At 60.0% G+C, this 15,860-nt stretch carries 12 protein-coding genes; all 12 read right to left on the bottom strand.

All coding sequences use genetic code 11. From position 1 onward, the window contains the following. Positions 1-523 precede the first annotated feature (523 nt). Positions 524-1,306 (bottom strand): citryl-CoA lyase, encoded by a 783-nt coding sequence (locus U9R25_00190; protein ID MEA3334297.1) that lies wholly within the window; start codon positions 1,304-1,306, stop codon positions 524-526. Positions 1,307-1,332: 26 nt separating this feature from the next. Beyond that, positions 1,333-1,995 carry an acetate--CoA ligase family protein gene (locus U9R25_00185; protein ID MEA3334296.1) on the bottom strand — a complete coding sequence of 221 codons (663 nt, stop codon included), beginning with the start codon at positions 1,993-1,995 and terminating at the stop codon, positions 1,333-1,335. Then, entirely contained in the window at positions 1,982-3,448 is a 1,467-nt protein-coding gene (locus U9R25_00180; GenBank protein ID MEA3334295.1) for a CoA-binding protein, read from the bottom strand. The genes U9R25_00185 and U9R25_00180 overlap by 14 nt, the downstream gene beginning before the upstream one ends. Further along, positions 3,426-5,555: an ADP-ribosylglycohydrolase family protein gene (locus U9R25_00175; protein ID MEA3334294.1), complete on the bottom strand. Its 2,130-nt coding sequence runs from the start codon at positions 5,553-5,555 to the stop codon at positions 3,426-3,428. The genes U9R25_00180 and U9R25_00175 overlap by 23 nt, the downstream gene beginning before the upstream one ends. Positions 5,556-5,650: 95 nt before the next feature. Next, positions 5,651-7,858, bottom strand: a complete 2,208-nt coding sequence (locus U9R25_00170; protein MEA3334293.1) for an ADP-ribosylglycohydrolase family protein — start codon at positions 7,856-7,858, stop codon at positions 5,651-5,653. Between the two features lies 1 nt (position 7,859). Then, positions 7,860-8,942, bottom strand: coding sequence for a sialidase family protein (locus U9R25_00165; GenBank protein ID MEA3334292.1), 1,083 nt, complete (start codon positions 8,940-8,942; stop codon positions 7,860-7,862). Continuing rightward, on the bottom strand, positions 8,932-9,828 hold the full coding sequence (locus U9R25_00160; GenBank protein MEA3334291.1) for a nucleoside hydrolase: 897 nt from the start codon (positions 9,826-9,828) through the stop codon (positions 8,932-8,934). Before U9R25_00160 ends, U9R25_00165 begins: the two co-directional genes overlap by 11 nt. Positions 9,829-9,833: 5 nt before the next feature. Further along, positions 9,834-10,736, bottom strand: coding sequence for a carbohydrate ABC transporter permease (locus U9R25_00155; GenBank protein ID MEA3334290.1), 903 nt, complete (start codon positions 10,734-10,736; stop codon positions 9,834-9,836). Next, positions 10,733-11,650 (bottom strand): sugar ABC transporter permease, encoded by a 918-nt coding sequence (locus U9R25_00150; GenBank protein ID MEA3334289.1) that lies wholly within the window; start codon positions 11,648-11,650, stop codon positions 10,733-10,735. Before U9R25_00150 ends, U9R25_00155 begins: the two co-directional genes overlap by 4 nt. A 177-nt stretch (positions 11,651-11,827) precedes the next feature. Further along, positions 11,828-13,201 (bottom strand): sugar ABC transporter substrate-binding protein, encoded by a 1,374-nt coding sequence (locus tag U9R25_00145; protein ID MEA3334288.1) that lies wholly within the window; start codon positions 13,199-13,201, stop codon positions 11,828-11,830. A 62-nt stretch (positions 13,202-13,263) separates the two neighbouring features. Then, complete coding sequence (locus U9R25_00140) at positions 13,264-14,247, bottom strand: ADP-ribosylglycohydrolase family protein (protein ID MEA3334287.1); 984 nt, start codon at positions 14,245-14,247, stop codon at positions 13,264-13,266. A gap of 33 nt (positions 14,248-14,280) precedes the next feature. Then, the gene (locus tag U9R25_00135; GenBank protein MEA3334286.1) at positions 14,281-15,348 is read right to left on the bottom strand and encodes a LacI family DNA-binding transcriptional regulator; all 1,068 of its coding nucleotides are present in this window, start codon (positions 15,346-15,348) and stop codon (positions 14,281-14,283) included. Positions 15,349-15,860: the final 512 nt, after the last annotated feature.

Genomic DNA, 15,860 nt, shown 5'->3' with positions numbered 1-15,860 from the left:
GGGGTTCAAGTTTAGGATTTCCAGTCTACATCACCCGGATCAGCCTGTCAACCGACGGTGACAGAGGGTTGGGGCTTCCAAGAAGCTCCGCCATGAGTCCAGGCATGACCCCTCCCCCAGCCCGTGCGCAGCCCCCAGAGCAACAGCGAAGGGCACCCCGGTTCGGGGAGGGGAGCCGGATGGCATTTCTTCTCGGGCTCCCCCCCCTCCCAGATTGGGAAGCCTATCGCTCTCGCTTCCGTAGGACTCCGGAGCGAAGCGGAAGGAACAGCGCACGAGGCCGGGGGGTGGGAAAAAAGTGTCACGCTGTCACCTTCCTGACGCAGGCCGTCCACGAATGGGACCACGAATGCACGAATAGGATCGTGGGAATGGTGGGTGCGTGTTGACGATGGAGTTTGCATGATGCAATGTAACCGGTCAACCACGAATGGGGAAAATGGGCAATGGCACAAGATAACCTTTGGGACGCCCTGACACGGGATTGTGTGTCGAAAGCGATGGAAAGGGTAGCACCAATGCTCTAATCCCCGGGATGTGCTGGCACCGATCTTTCGCCAGGACCAATATACGACACATCAACCCTCTCCGCAAACTGAAATGGCTTTCCAGTACCTGTCTCCTCGTAGGCATGAGCGACCAAACCGGCGCTGCGCCCGATAAGGAATAGCGACTTGCCATGGCGCCAGTCGATACCGAGATCCGAGATCAGCGCGGCCAGCGCGCCATCCACATTGATGGGCAACGAACGACCGGTGGCGCTGCGCAGCGCGCCTTCGATGGCCCGAGCCAGGCTGACATGGCGGCCGCTAAGTGACCACTGATCGGCCAGCCCCAACAACCTCTCGGCTCGCGGATCGGGATCGTGGAATCGATGCCCGAAGCCGGGCAAACGGCGACCATCGTGTCGCGCGTCCGCCACGATTCGCCCTGCCAACACATCAAGCTCCGCGGTCGGATCGGTCAGGAGAGCTTCCTGCAGGATACGTGCACAGGCCTCCCCGGCACCGCCATGATGCTCGCCAATGGCGCTGATGCCCGCCGCAACAGCCGACTGCAGGGATGTCCCTGTATTGGCGACAACACGAGCCGTATGGGTGGACGGCGCGTTGATATTATGTTCAACACAGGCCACCAAAATGGCATCAATCAATCCTCCTTCATGGCCCGTCGGCAGTTCGCCAACAAGGAGTAGATAGACCACGTCGCCAAATCCATAGACCCCAATCAGATCGGCCAGACTATAGCCGCGTATCAGAATGCGATCGGGAAACACCTGGGAGATCGACGTTTGAACTGGAGCCATTGCCTGCCTTCCTTCCATGCCATGCATCATTCCCGTACAAGCATTCGCGCATCAACCACCTGCACCCCACCACCCTGGGGCAGAACGATCACGGGGTTCAGGTCGAGACTGACAAGCCGGTCGGCCTGCCGAATAGCCATGTCGGAGAGGTTTACGATCAATTGCGCCAGGGCGGGTATATCGGCAGCGGGCTGACCCCGATATCCCGACAGCAAGTGCCACACTCGGATCTCCCGGATCATTTGCCCGGCCTGTTGTGACGTCAGCGGCGGCAGGCGCAGGACAATGTCATCCAGTAGTTCCACCAGCACACCGCCTGCACCCAACATGATGACCAGACTGAACTGGGGATCCCGGCTGAGGCCAGCGATCACCTCGACCCCTCCGGCAACCATCGTCTGCACCAACAATCCCTCCAACTGAACCCCACTCGTCTTGTCTGCCAGCGTACGCCCGGCGGACTCCACTGCCCCGGGCGTTTGTAGATCAAGATAAACCAGACCGGCATCCGACTTGTGGGTTAGATCCGACGAAAGCGCTTTGAGTGCGACCGGGAGGCCCAGATCGATCGCCGCATCCGCGGCCTCGGATGGTGTTGACACCACCCGAGCCGGTGCCAGCGGAATCTGGTGGGCATCCAGGATCGCTGCGGTCGCCTGATATGACAATAGTCGATCAGCGGTAGACATCGGGCACCTCGGGATCAGCCAGCCAACGGCTTCGGAAACGCCAATATGCCATCGTACGGGCCAATGCCCGGACCGCGTTGCCTGGCTGTTCGAAAAGCGAAATACCTGCCTCTACCAGCAAGCGGTGGCCCTCGGGCCAATCCATTGCCCCGGATGACCGTCGCTGTCCCACCCAGACAACAATCAGCGGCTTTTCGCTCTGGCGGGCAGCAGCGATAATCGCGCTTGCCGTGGCGGCATCTTGCTCGCGTACCGCTGATTTTGCCAAAAGCAGCAAGACGACGTCAGTGTCGGGGTCAGCCAGGAAGGGCGCCAGGGTCTGGCCGGTAGCAGGGCCAATCACGGCTGCGCCTCGCACATCCGCGGGGTTGCCCAGCGCGCCGAAGTCAAGGATATGCGGGAGACAACGCAATTGTCTCTCCAGATGATCGCTCAACGGCGGTAGCTTCAACCCTGCCAGCTGGCACAGGTCAGCTGTTAGCGAACCCAGGCCGCCTGACTGCGTGACCAGGGCGACGTGACCACGACCAGACAGCTTCGACCCGACGGCGGCCATGATCTGCAACGTATCTACCAACTCACCAACGTCATCCACGCGCACAATGCCAAACTGATGGCCCAAGGCGTCGAAGACCCGATCCGAACCGGTAAGCGCGGCAGTGTGAGTCAGCGCCGCTTGTTGGCCGATCTCTGTGCGGCCAACCTTGACCACAACCAGCGGCTTGCCTGCCAGCAAAGCCTGTCGAGCACTGTCGACAAAGGCACGACCGTCGCGCACCCCTTCGATAAATGCGCCAATGGCTGTGGTTTCCCGATCGCCCGAAACGTAGGCCAGGCTATCGGACAGGGAAACATCTACCTGATTGCCCAGCGACAACAGATAACTTAGGCCAAGGTGGCGGTCGGCAAAGAGGCCGTAGAGTGCCATCATCAGTGCGCCGCTCTGGGAGATGAAAGAGATGGGTCCTGGCTTTGGCGGGGCAGGCAAACGGGTGGCAATGACCCGGCCGGGGATGTTGGCCAAACCGGCACAGTTGGGACCAATGACGGCAAGGGCGTTGTCCGAAGCTTTGAGAAGGCGGGCCATCTCAGCCTGCAACCGGCGACCCTCTTCGTCCGCTTCGGCGAATCCAGCACTGATGATCAAGGCCGCCGGCACGCCGACGACAAGGCACTGGCGCAGGGTAGGCAACACGGCATATCGCGGGACAACCAGAATCGCCAGTTCGGCGGGCTCGGGCGTTTGGCTGAGGTCGGAATAGCATGGAATGCCAAACACAGTTTCCCGCCCGGGATTAACAGGGTAGATGTCGCCTCCGTAGCCACCGTCCAACAGGTTGCGCAACACCCCGGCCGGGTACATTCCCCGTTCAGACGCGCCGACGATCGCGATTCGACGTGGGTTGAAAAAGGGATCGAGGCGTTTTGTGTTAACTGATTTCGACGAATTCATAACAGGTTCGACAGCCAGCAAAATTGGAAAGGCCGATCTGGCCACAACGATAGGGTTGGTCATCATCAGTCCAGAATATCTTTTCCTGGCCATCGACGCTGACGATCAAGCCATTGTCCCTCGCTGCCAGTGTCAGAAGAGTGCTGCATCCATGTTGCCAGGGAAAAGCGGCGCCAGACACCTGCCGGTATCCCCTGTCGTTCCTGTAAAGTACCACTTTGCCATCGGGCGCCAGGCCGGCAGCATAGGATCGCAGCGCACCCGACACACGCACGTTGATGTTGTGATGATCGCCTTTCAGCGGGGTCAGCCGCACGGACAGCGAATAGTCCTGCCATTGGATATCGCCGGTGTAGGTTTCGTTCACGCCAACACCGCTGCCATGATAACCACCTTCGTCCAGCCGCCAGAAGCCCCGCAGGAAGGTCCACTGGCTGATGGCATCATATTCAGGGCGCTCCAGGCCAAAGTCATTGCTGAAAGAAGGGGAGCCATCCCAATCCAGGCTACCCAGGCTGAGCGAGCCGCTCCAGGGCTGGCCCAGGTTGCGCAGCAGGACTCCCACCTCGGAAAGACAGGCGTTGTGCAGGGCTGGAATCTGAAAGCGCAGGTCGTGCCAACGGCCAGGTTGCAAGGGGTGTCCCTTGCTCTGATGGGTCTCGCTGTGGTTGTCATCCCAGGCGAACAGACTGGCCTGAAGCTGTTCGGGGGCATCGGGTGGCAGGAATAGCCGGGCCCGCAGTTGCTGTCCAGGATAGATCTTGGGCGAGAAGCTCGCCCCGTAATAGTTGGCGCTCAGCTCGTCGGGACGAAGGGAGGTTTTGACGAAAAAGCGCACCTCGCTCTTCTTGTTGAGCTTACGCACGGTCAACTGCAGGGCACCCTCTGGTTGGTCAAATGGGCCGTCCGCGGTCCGTGCCCTGGGATTCGATTCGCGAGTCCCAATCTGGCGCAGCGAGATGATCTTTCCCCGACTGCCGCTGCACTGGTGAAATCCCTGTGTCGAGCCAGGATAGCTGAAGTGATAGCGTGGCCGGCCAGGCCGAGCAGATTCGCCGGCGATCTGGCGGCCCAGCGCGCAGAAAAGATCGGCACAAGCCGGGATGTCCAGCAGGTTACGGGTCCCGATCAGGCTGGCCGTTACCAGTTCGTCGTTCATCGGCTCGCGCCATTTGGGAGAAATTCCCTGCAATCCTACAGCCACACCGGTGATGGCGCCCACGTTTCCAACGTTGCAGTCGGTGTCCCACCCCCCCATGTTGGCGATCTGAATCGTGCGAGAGAAATCGCCCTGGCCATATAGCAGAGCCATGATGACAACGCCGGTGTTTGGGATGATATGCACAACGCCAGGGTAACGGTCATAACCGAAGTTGTCGTTGATGAAACGATAGGCCGCGTGCCAGTCGTCGGGCTGTCCGGCATGGAAATCAAGGACGGCCCGTACAACGCGGGAATATTCGCTGTCAGCGGGGATCAGGCCAAGGCCGATCTCGATCAAATGCTGCGGATCAACCTGGCTGAAAGCTGCGCTCACCAGGCCAGCGATGAACCTGCCACCGTAGACGGCGTTGCCATCGTGGCTGATGCTGGCAGCGCGGGCAGCATACCCGGCCGCGAGTTCTGGATTATCGGGCACCACCAGGCCCCAGATGTCGCTGAATATCTGGCCACCGATCTGTTCGGCCAGCGCGGCGCCATTGAGGGCGATCGAACCGGAAAGAGGGGCCGGGATATCTGCGGCCAGGTTCAGGTAGGCCGTATGTTCCGTAGAGACACCGTAGCCACCCCACCACAGTGTTCCTCGTTGGTCACCAAGATAGTTCAGCATCGTCTCGCCAAGCTGTTCGGCACTGACCGCTGGCCCGTAGTCCTGCAATGCCCGCACGAGAATCATGGGAAACGCTGTGTCATCATCAGGTTTGAAGACCTTGCCCGGTGGCAATGGCAGATAATCGTCCAGTTCACCGAGATTATCGCGAATCTCCTGGTAGGTCCAGCCTTCGAGGGGCGCGCCGAAACGAACGCCGATGCACTTGCCCAGCCAGCCGGCATAGACGCGTTCTTCATAGTCGATGGGCAGTGGGCGTTGGGAAATTGTTATCATTTTCCTTCTCCTGAACGAGCGATGCGAGAGCGGTCAGGCCCACTCCGCTGGCGCTCTGGGGTGCTTCGCAAAGACCGGCCCGAAAATAGCGGTTGCTATGCGATTCGTTCAAACAGGGCGGCGGCATGCTCATCCAGGCGCACACCCCGGAGGAAGGGCAAACAGATACCCCGGCACTCGACCAGGGCAGCCTGCCAGTGCGGGCTGATGACGCTGCTGCCTTGATGCGCACCGCACAGAGCGCCGACCATAGCGGGTAAGGAATCGGCAGCCTTGGGAATACTGTTTGCCACCAGGCAGCCCAGCCGCAGGTCGCCCTGGCAGGCTTCCACGATGGCCAGGGCGGCGGGAAAGGTCTCCGGTGCCGCGTTGCCATAGGAGTAGACTGTGTTGATCAGGCGCCGGCTCAGCAATAGGGCCAGGTCTTCGGGTGTCGTGCTCTCGGCCAGACAGTTGCGAGCGATCGCATCGCCGCGGGCGATCCAGGAGCCGGCCGGCAATTGAGCCCGAGCCTGGATCAGCGCCAGGGTGAGCGATTCACCGGCTGACAGAAGCGCGATTGCACTCGCCATAGCCTGGGCCGCGTAGATGCCGTCTTCGGCGTTTGTGATCTGTGCATCCAGCCTGGCCAGGGCTGCAGCCCGGCCGGGATCGCCCGCGCAGAACAGTCCGATGGGAACGGCCCGGGGTACAGCGGCATCGGCATAGTGCAGTGGATTGTCATTGCCCGTGGCCGGTGGCAGCAAACCGCTCTGGAAATTCTCAATAGCTGAACGCTCTGAAAAACCGCTGATGACCTGGTCCGCCACGGGCAAAACTCTGCCGGTCCAGGCCGCGACGAAGGAATCCTGGTTTGGCTCTGACCCGGCTGCCAGCAGGGCCTCCAGAGTCAGCAAGGCGAACTCGGTGTCGTCAGTGGGGCAGGGCTCCAGGGTCTGCGGCTCGACGCGGTGGGTAAAAGGCAGCATCAAGCGCAGAATTCGCCTTTCATCGAGTTCCTGGTTGGTGCGCCACAGAAAGTTGTGGCGCTTGCGCGGCATGCGTTGGTCCTGGAAGCGATGAAACATGGCCGGGAAGCCGATGGCGTCGCCGTAGGCCAGGCCCAGCAACGCGCCGGCCACACGATCCTGGCTGATCCGCCGGCTTGACGTGGCAGTTTTCAGCGAAGTAACGTGAGAAGAAGGCGACTCGCTGACAGAAGGAAATTGGGATGGAGGCAATCCGGAATCGGGCAACTCAACCCTGTTTTTTTCGATCGGGGAGTCCCTGCCTGGTACCGGCTCTTCGTCGGAAGACAAACGCCCGGCGGCCTGCGCCAACTCGTCAGCGATATCGCCGATATCGCGCCCGGCGACGTAGCCGATGCAGTAGCCGGTGGACTCCTGCACCCGGGCCTGCCAGGGGGCTGGAATGGCATCGATGCCACCATAAGCACCAGCCAGGCTGCCCACGATGGCGCCGATGGTATCGGCGTCGCGACCGAGGCGAATTCCGGCCGGAACAGCGCGTTGATAGATACCATCGGTGGCCAGAAAAACGGCGAAGGCCAGCGGTACGGCTTCCGTCGCCAGGTCGGCCCAGGTCCACCAGGGAACGATCAAGGCATCAGCGATGGCGGGCAAGGCCTGCTCCAGGTCATCGCATCTGGAGCCGATCTCCCGAGCCTCTTGCAGGGTTCGAAAAATCCACGAGTCGACGGGCACGTGCTGGATGGCCGTGGCCATCATCTCCGCAGGCGATGCGCCTATCATGGCCACGCTGATGGCCGCGGCCACGGCCTGGGCAGTGTAGATGCCGTCTCGCGCGTTGGAGATGCTGCCCAGCACGCGGGCCAGATGAGCGGCCTGGTGGGGTTTGCCGGGGCTAATGATTCCGGCAGCGCCGATGGCCATGGCCACGCCGTCGCTCCACATCTGGTGCCCGAACTGGCCAGACTGGGGCGCGTGCAGGCCGGCAGCCAGGTTACGGGTGGAGATAACATCGCTAAAGCCACCGGGCCGGTAGGCCCTGCCGGGCGCCAGCAACTTATCCCGCCACTCGGCCTCCACCTGGGCCAGGCTAACGTCGACGCCGTAGGTCAGCAGGATGTGAGCGTTGAAGAGGGTAAAGTCGGTGTCGTCGGTGCCTGATGCCCGGTCGCTGACGAAGCCGGTCAACACGCCGTAGCGGGCGCTGATCTCCTCGGCGCTGAGCCCCTCACAGGGCGCGCCCATGGTATCACCGATGGCTGCGCCCAACAGGCAGCCCCGGGCACGGCTTCGCAAAGTTTCGGACGAAACGTTCGTTTCCCGGATAGTCGTCATATCAGTCTCCCTGACCTCCACGCTCGCCAGGCGCCGGGGCACGCGGCCCCTCCATGCGCCTGGACAGATAGCTATCCTGCAGCCAGGCCTCGTTGCACATCACATGCCTGATGTTCCTGCGGCAGTTGGTGTAGACGATATGGATCAGGCCCTCGCTGTTCTGCGTGATCGCCGGATAAGAGAACTCGACGCTCTCCTGTCCATCGACCGATATCCCCAGATAGTTGAATCGGCCATTGCCAGTTTCCAGCGACCGGACGCAGGGCCAGGTGCGCCCTTCATCGACCGACAGGGCCACATTGAGTGGCGTGCGAAAGCGGTGATCGTCCGAGTCGTTGTAAACTGCAACCAGGCTGCCGCCGGTGAGCCGGATCATGGCCATAGCCGAGTTTGGATTCTTGAATGGTCCTGGCTCGGCCGGCGCCCACGATTGTCCCAGGTCAAAAGAGCGGGATTGCCAGCAGAGGCCTCCCTTTCCGCCCGTGCGCATGTAGGCCAAGAGACTATTGTCGGAGAGTTGCACGACGGCCGGCTGCTCATTCTTGGGGGAGGAGGCGATCATCTCCCCCTCCTGCCAGTTATGTCCGCCGTCGCCGGACAACAAACAGATCGCCCCACCCCGTACGTTGTCGCTGAGCGGAAAGAGTATGCTGCCGTTCGATAGCAGGAGCAGATTGTTGCGCGTTGTCCAGCCTGTTTCCTCGCGGAACATGGTGTCTGAACGCCAGGCGGTCCCGAAATCGGTCGAGGTAACCTGGTGGATAGAGCACTGGAACCATCTGTCTCCCTGCATAACGAGATAGAAGAGATGCAGAACGCCCGCCGGGTTCAGGAAAAGCACAGGATTGCCCAATGACCTGCATGGCAGATCCACGACCACCCGGGGCAATGACCAGGTCCGAGATGCCGGGTGATATCGAGAGGTCAAGATAGCGACGTCGTACGCCTTCTCCAGACTGCCGGCATAAAACGCTACCAGCAAACTGTCGTCAGGCAGAGCGATAATGGTTGGGGCGTGGCACGAGGGATGAGTAGACAGGCCGGGAAATATGTCCTGTGCCAGAAAGAAAGGGTCACTGTTCATGTTGGCCAAGGAGGCGATCAACCAAGGCGTCGACGAACAGTTCCGGTTGCACGCCGACCGAGATGTGCATGTTCGGCTCGCCAGATGGCTGCGGTGTCAGGTGCAGTACGCCGTCCTCGAGTTGAACGGCAACGGCCATGGCTTGAGTCTGAACAAACTTTTCGGTAAACGCCATACTCAACGTTACAGGATCGTACATGGGTGTGGAGTCGCGCTGCTTCCTGTCCAGGAACACGTCCAGCATGGCCACAAGCGCGTGTACTGCCGGGTCATCGCAGCGGGCGGCCAGTCGCTGGCGGTGAAGCTGAGTCAGCCGGGGCTGGTTGACAATGAATCGGGTACCCAGCGTAATCGGCAGTCCCGACTGGAATACGATCCGAGCCGCCTCCGGATCGCACTGGACGTTCCACTCCTCTTGCCCGGGCACGATGGTGCCTGCCATACAGATGATCTCGTCAATAGCAGGCAGCAGATCTGGCCTGAGAAGGATCACGGTGGCAATGTTGGTGAGAGGACCAATGGCAACCAGCGTGATAGGTTCGGCCGCTGTTTCGAGCAAGTCGCAAATGAGATCTACACCGTTGCGGGGATCGAGAGGCAGGGACTCGTCCCCCGTGGAAAGAAAACCCTCCCCTTCCCAACCACCCCAATAGACCTCCTTACCGGGCGTGATCGGGCTCTCCATGCCCCTTGCCACCGGAACAGCAGACTGGTCCAACAGATCGAGCAGCTTGCGGGCCATGCGAGCGCGCCGTGTTACATGGCCAAAGACCGTCGTCACGGCTTCCAGCTTGAGCTCGGGTGACCGGGCGGCCAGGGCAATAGCGAAGGCGTCGTCTACATCGGTGCCGACGTCCGTGTCCAGAATGATCGGCCGTGCGGCCATAGTACCTATCCTTTCAGTCCCACCGAGGCAATGCCACCGATCAGTTGTTTCTGGCTGAAGAAATAGAGGATCAGAATCGGGATGATTGAGATTAGCGTGGCGGCCATGAACAGATTCCATTCCACGCTGTAACGCCCCTTGAACAGGGCCAGGCCGACCTGGACAGGAAAAAGCTCAAAACTGTTGAGGAAGATGAGGGGATGCAGGAACTCATTCCAGGTCCACAAAAAGGTGAAAACGACGACGATGGTCAGGGGCGGTACACATAATGGCAATAACACGCGGTAGAGTATGCCCCAGGTGCCTGCGCCGTCGATGCGGGCTGCATCATCCAGATCACGTGGGATGGTTTTCATGTATTGAACCATCAAGAAGATGAAGAAGGGACTGCCAAAAAAGGCGGGAACGATCAGGGGCAGGTAGGTGTCGATCCAGCCCAGGCGGTGGTAGATGGTGAAAAGGGGAATCAGTTTGATGTGTCCCGGAATCATCATGGTGCCCAGCATGATCAGGAAGAGCACATTTTTTCCTGGAAAACGCAGGCGAGCAAACCCGTAAGCGACCAGGGGCACGGCAAATAACTCGCCCACAATGGTGGCTGCGACCAGGATGGTGGAGTTGAGCATGAAACGGCCCATGGGATAACGAGTGAAGGCCTCGACGTAGTTTTCCCAGTGGATAGTTTCCGGAATCCACTGGGGCGGCCAGGCGAAGACCTCCCAACGTGCTTTCAGGGAGGTGGAAAGCATCCAGAGAATGGGAATCATGAAGACCAGCGCCAGGGCGGTCATGAAGATGTAGGCCGCGCCATGCCCCAACCAGTGACGTGCCCGGCGCGAGAGCAACGGTTGTTTGATGTTGGATGGTGTCTGGGCCTGGGATGTGTCGGCCACGGTAGACTGTGTCATGCTGCCCCCTCACCATCTGATTCGTAATAAACCCAGCGATTTGAGGTGAAATTGACCAGGACAGTGGCAAGCAAAATGATCAACATCAGTAATATTGCCAGCGCTGAGGCATAGCCCATGTTGAAATTCTGAAAGGCTTCCTCGTAAAAGTAAAAGAGGTAGAAGTAGGTGGCTTTCAGGGGACCACCTTTCGTGATAACGAAGGCCTCAGTGAAGACCTTGAAGGCTCCAATCATCGTGACGATGAGTTGGAAGAACAGCGTTGGTGTCAACAGAGGCAACGTGATGCGCCAGAAGCGGTACCAGGTGTTGGCGCCGTCGATCTCAGCGGCCTCGTACAGGTGAGGAGGGATGTTCTGCAGGCCGGCCAGATAGATCACCGCGCCGCCTCCGACCGCCCACAGGCTCATCAGGGCAACCGAGGGCAGTGCCCAGTTGGGATCCCAAAACCAGTTGGGCCCCTGGATGCCGATGCCCTCCAGAAGGGTGTTGATGACTCCCGTATCGGGCTGGAGCAGCCAGATGAACATCAGAGATACGGCCACGCCCGAAATCACGGCCGGTATGTAAAAGATCGTTCTGTAAAGATTCATGCCCCGCACTTTGAGGTTGAGCATCAGCGAAAGTGCCAGGCCCAGAATAATCTGCAGCGGCAAGGTCAGAATCACGAAAGTGAACGTCACCTTGAGTGCAGTCCAGAACAGAGGGTCCCTGGTGAACATACGCACGTAGTTATCCAATCCCACCCACTCAGGCGGACGGGTGATGGTCCACTGGGTGAAGCTGAAGTATACGGATGCGAGGATCGGCCCCAGAGTAAAGAGCAGGAACCCGATGAGCCAGGGCGAGATACTGATGTATCCGTCGATGGCTTCGCGTTTGGCTCTGGGGGACATTTCACGCCAACTTGCCATACCGTGATCTCCCATCGGAACAGGGAACAACAACCAATTGCGTCGATCTCTCCCTTTCGGGTGAGGAATTTCGCACTTCGATTAGGATTTCCGCCGGTAGGAACAGGATGGCCCGTCCCTACCGGAAGATCGACTGCGTAGCTCCACCAGGTAATCAGGTGGACTCAGATGTCGGAATCAACCACCCAGGCGCGGGACACAGTCGTCGAGAGCCTGCTGAGCGGCGGGCACAAGCGCATCCAACTCGGCCTGGATCTGGTCGCGTTCCATGGTGCCGAACATGATCTTGTCCCACACGTCGCCGACTGCTCGCTGCACCGCGCCTCGATAGCAGGGGTGTTCCATGAGCCACTCGGCGTCCTGCTCCTGCTCGAGTACCTTGAAGAACGCCTGGGCGTACTCCTCGTCCGCGTGCTCATACTGCTCAAGCACGGAGGGGATTGAGGGGAAGAGGTTGCCGTTCTCCATCAGGTATTTCTGTCCCTCAGGGCCAACCCAGTAGCTGAGGAATTGCCACGCTTCATCTGGGTGTTCGGTGTCTTTCCAGATGGAGGAGGTCAGCGCCCAGCCATGGACGTAACTCTCCTTGTCCGCCAGGAAAGGTTCGGGCACGATGCCGAAGTTAGCGTCAGCCTCCACGGCATTGAGCATGTGGCCCTGATTGAGGGTCGCCATAGCGAGCCGCCCGGCCAGGAAAAGGTCCACCGGGCCGGTGCCTTCCGTGCCCAGAACCTCGATATCGGCTGGGGTGGGGGTCGATCCGCTGTTTATCAGATCCCACAGCCAGGTGTAGGCTGCCAGCGACTCAGGGCCGTTCAGATAGCCTTCCACGGTAGTGCTGTCATCGCTGTAAGGGCGAGCGCCGTAGTTGAAGTAGACGGCGCGGTAGGGGCCGCGCGGCCGGTCGCCACCCCAGCGTTTCACGTCGGTATCGGTCAACTGGGTTGCGATTTCGATGAAATCGTCGGGGGTCCAGTCCTCGCTGGGATAGGCCACACCGGCCTCGTCGAAAACATCCTTGTTATACATCACAAAGTTGGCGCCAACGCCCAGGGGTAGGCCCACGATCTTGTCGCCCCACGTGGCGCGGGTCTTGAAGAAGCCGGGGAAGTAGATATCGGTGCTGAAGTCGGGGTCAGCCTCGATGAAGGGCGTCAGTTCCAGGGCCTCGGGGAACCAGTTGTTGTCCCAGAAAAAGGCCACGTCGGGCACCCCTTCACCGGCGCCAAGGGCGGTAGTCATCTTCTCGGAGAAAGCGCTGTCGGGCAGAATGGTCATGTCGACCTTGATGTTGGGATGTTCTGCCTCAAACTGGTCGATCATGCCCTGTTGGGCTTCCTCGGAATACTCCTCCGAGGACACGGTCCACCACTCGATGGTTACGGCCTCTTCCGTAACGGGTTCCTCTGCGGAAGGTTCAGCAGCCGCAGGTTTCTCTGCAGGTGCGGGGGCAGGTGCTGCCGGGGCAACACAGGCGACCATAGCCATGCTGACGATAGCCAGAAGCATCAGGCCGAAAGCGAAATGACGGGAAGCGTGCAAATTCTTCATCTTTCATCCTCCTTGATGGATCTCGAAAATGTGTGAACAAACCTTGTTTCGGTTCTCAACAATCACCGAATGAAAGCGGCCAGTTGCCTGGCCAAGGTCGGGATATCCTCGTGGGCAGCAAATCTAAGACAGACTCCCGCCGCCCGTTGAACTTTCTTTATCCAAGTCTCCGGAATGACTGACAACCCTCCTTTCGCGCCGTTGATTGCGCCGAGCACTGCACAGATGGTATCGGCATCGCGTCCGAAATTTCCACCCCAGAACATGCTGCGGCGGAAATCGCCGTCGGTCAGCCGAAACAGGGCATATATCTGGGGAATCGCCTCGGCACTGGTCGAATGGGATGGTGTCCACAGGTCGATATGCAGGCGTTCCCAGGCGTCCTCGATGGTGCCTTCCTGGTCGCAGATGGCCATGGCGCGGCCCATGGCTCGCCCCAGCCAGCTATCCGTTGGAATCTGCTTCAAACCGGCCTCGATGATCTCATCGGTGCTGCCATCGACCATCGCAACAGCGACGCTGGCGGCCACCGCCTGGGCAGCCCAAATGCCGTCGGCGTGATGGCTGATTTGCGCCTCAATCTCGGCCAGGGCAGCAGCCCGTTCAGGTTCTCCCGCGCACACGATACCGATGGGGGCGATGCGCATAGCCGCACCGTCGTCGTTGTTGGCCACATTGTCGATGCCGGAGAGGGGAGGCCGCATACCCCGCTTGAGGTTCTCGACCGCGCCGTACAGCGGTTTTCCACCCCGTTCGTAGACGCCACCCTGATCCAGGATATAACGCTGCCAGGATCGCAGCAGCGCGTCGGTGGTCAGGTTGCCGTCATTGTCGATGAGGGTGCGGGCCGTGAGCAGGGCGAACTCGGTGTCGTCGGTGCTTTTGGCACCGGCATACAGGTTGGTGATGATGCCATAGCGCTGGCGGTAGGAATCGTCGCGGCCGATGTCGCCCAGGGCATCGCCAGCCGCCAGGCCCAGCATACAGCCCAGGGCTTTGTCCTCGCATAGACTCCGGTTGCGCGCCAAGGTTGCACGTGCGATCATCTGATGGATCCTTTCGCCAGTTCAGTGTTTCCGTCACCTTACCTGCCTGAGCGATCGAGTGACAGACGACAGACCGCCCTGATCGGATCTTCTGGCCCCTGGCAGGGCGGTGGACCCCCGCTCTTGAAGATGACAGGCGACGATTTCCCGCCTCGGCGTCGAGGGCGCCAGGCGGCGAATTCGCTCCAGAAGCAGGCAAGCCGCTCGCCGGCCGATCACTTCTTTGGGCTTGGCGACGGTAGTCAACGGTGGGATGGTGGTAGAGGCAGCGAAGATACCATCGAGACCGACGATGGATAGGTCCCTTGGAACCTGCAAACCGGCTGCGTGGGCTGCATGGAGGGCACCGATGGCCAGGAGATCATTGGAGGCGAAGACAGCTGTGGGTGGACAGGGTAACGCCAGCAACTGTTCCATGGCCTGAAAGCCCCCTGTCTCGTCAAAAGTAACCTCGACGATCAGGTTTTCATCTATGGGCAACCCATGCTCGTGAAGATAGTGCAGGTAACCGGCCAGTCGTGAATGCTGCAGCCGGTGAACGCGCCGCCCCCTGATCAGGCCGATGCGGCGATGCCCCAGGACTGTCAGGTGTGCGAGGGCCTGCTGAGCGGCGCCAAAGCTATCTGAGCCTACGGCATCGAAGTCAGGATATCGTTCACTGGAACTGATCACGACCGTGGGAATGCCGGTCGCCTTAAGTTCCTCGTTGCTGACCTGAATGGGGTTGATCAGAATACCATCCAGGCGATTGCGACCGGCCATCTGCAGGAATGTGGCCTCCCGTTGGCCGTCCCAGTCGCTGTTGGCAAATACGACCGCGTAACCCTCCTCATCCATCACATCCTGCACGCCACGGGCCAGATCGGGCCAGAAGGGATTGGCGATGTCTGGAATGGTCAACATGATGATGTTGGTGCGGGCCGTGCGCAGGCTGCTGGCCACCGCATTAGGCACGTAGCCCAGCTCTTCGATTGCTTTTTGCACCCGCTCCCTGGCCCTGTCGCTCACCCCCTGACCATCATCCGCAACGACTCGCGAGACGGTGCTCTTGGAGACGCCGGCTCTTTCAGCTACATCGATGATGGTGGGTCTTGATTTCACGTTGCGCTTTTTCCAGGGTGCTACGTGGAGATTGGGAACGTTCCCAACCATAATAACAGATTTGCATATCCTTGTCAAGCCATTTTTTGCAAAAGGGGGAATTCTCAATATGCAGAAGAGTCGAGGCTGTGCGCAGCCCCCTTTTTGGGTTAGCCGCGTTTGTCCTGCGTAAGAACAGCTGACGAACCGCCTGAAGCCTCGACTCCATCGCCCTGTTTCGTCATATTGAGAATTGCTGAGAGACCGCCATAGGGCCTGACATCCTTCCGATTCTGCGGTATACTGAGCCGACTAAAGTCCGGCTCTGTGGGCCTACGGCCAGTGGACGGCCTGCGCCGTCCTGGTTTCTGGCATGGAGCCGGTCGACGCAGGTCGACCGCTGGGGCGAAGCACCTGAAAAGTCCGAGTTTACTCGGCGAGAAGCAGAGGCAGCACCAAATAAAGTCCGGCTCTGTGGGCCTACGGCCAGTGGACGGCCTGCGCCGTCCTGGTTTCTGGCATGGAGCCGGTCG

This window comes from Chloroflexota bacterium, from assembly GCA_034717495.1.
Taxonomy (GTDB): Bacteria; Chloroflexota; Anaerolineae; order JAAEKA01; family JAAEKA01; genus JAYELL01.
Note: the sequence above shows the minus strand (reverse complement) of the source record. Positions and strands in the feature narration are given on the sequence as shown.

What these genes read in the sequence shown, in the direction of transcription:
- U9R25_00165 (MEA3334292.1), bottom strand. Translation starts at nt 8,942, where the DNA reads ATGAACAGTGACCCTTTCTTTCTGGCACAGGACATATTTCCCGGCCTG.
- U9R25_00180 (MEA3334295.1), bottom strand. Translation starts at nt 3,448, where the DNA reads ATGAATTCGTCGAAATCAGTTAACACAAAACGCCTCGATCCCTTTTTC.
- U9R25_00150 (MEA3334289.1), bottom strand. Translation starts at nt 11,650, where the DNA reads ATGGCAAGTTGGCGTGAAATGTCCCCCAGAGCCAAACGCGAAGCCATC.
- U9R25_00140 (MEA3334287.1), bottom strand. Translation starts at nt 14,247, where the DNA reads ATGATCGCACGTGCAACCTTGGCGCGCAACCGGAGTCTATGCGAGGAC.
- U9R25_00145 (MEA3334288.1), bottom strand. Translation starts at nt 13,201, where the DNA reads ATGAAGAATTTGCACGCTTCCCGTCATTTCGCTTTCGGCCTGATGCTT.
- U9R25_00160 (MEA3334291.1), bottom strand. Translation starts at nt 9,828, where the DNA reads ATGGCCGCACGGCCGATCATTCTGGACACGGACGTCGGCACCGATGTA.
- U9R25_00190 (MEA3334297.1), bottom strand. Translation starts at nt 1,306, where the DNA reads ATGGCTCCAGTTCAAACGTCGATCTCCCAGGTGTTTCCCGATCGCATT.
- U9R25_00170 (MEA3334293.1), bottom strand. Translation starts at nt 7,858, where the DNA reads ATGACGACTATCCGGGAAACGAACGTTTCGTCCGAAACTTTGCGAAGC.
- U9R25_00175 (MEA3334294.1), bottom strand. Translation starts at nt 5,555, where the DNA reads ATGATAACAATTTCCCAACGCCCACTGCCCATCGACTATGAAGAACGC.
- U9R25_00185 (MEA3334296.1), bottom strand. Translation starts at nt 1,995, where the DNA reads ATGTCTACCGCTGATCGACTATTGTCATATCAGGCGACCGCAGCGATC.
- U9R25_00155 (MEA3334290.1), bottom strand. Translation starts at nt 10,736, where the DNA reads ATGACACAGTCTACCGTGGCCGACACATCCCAGGCCCAGACACCATCC.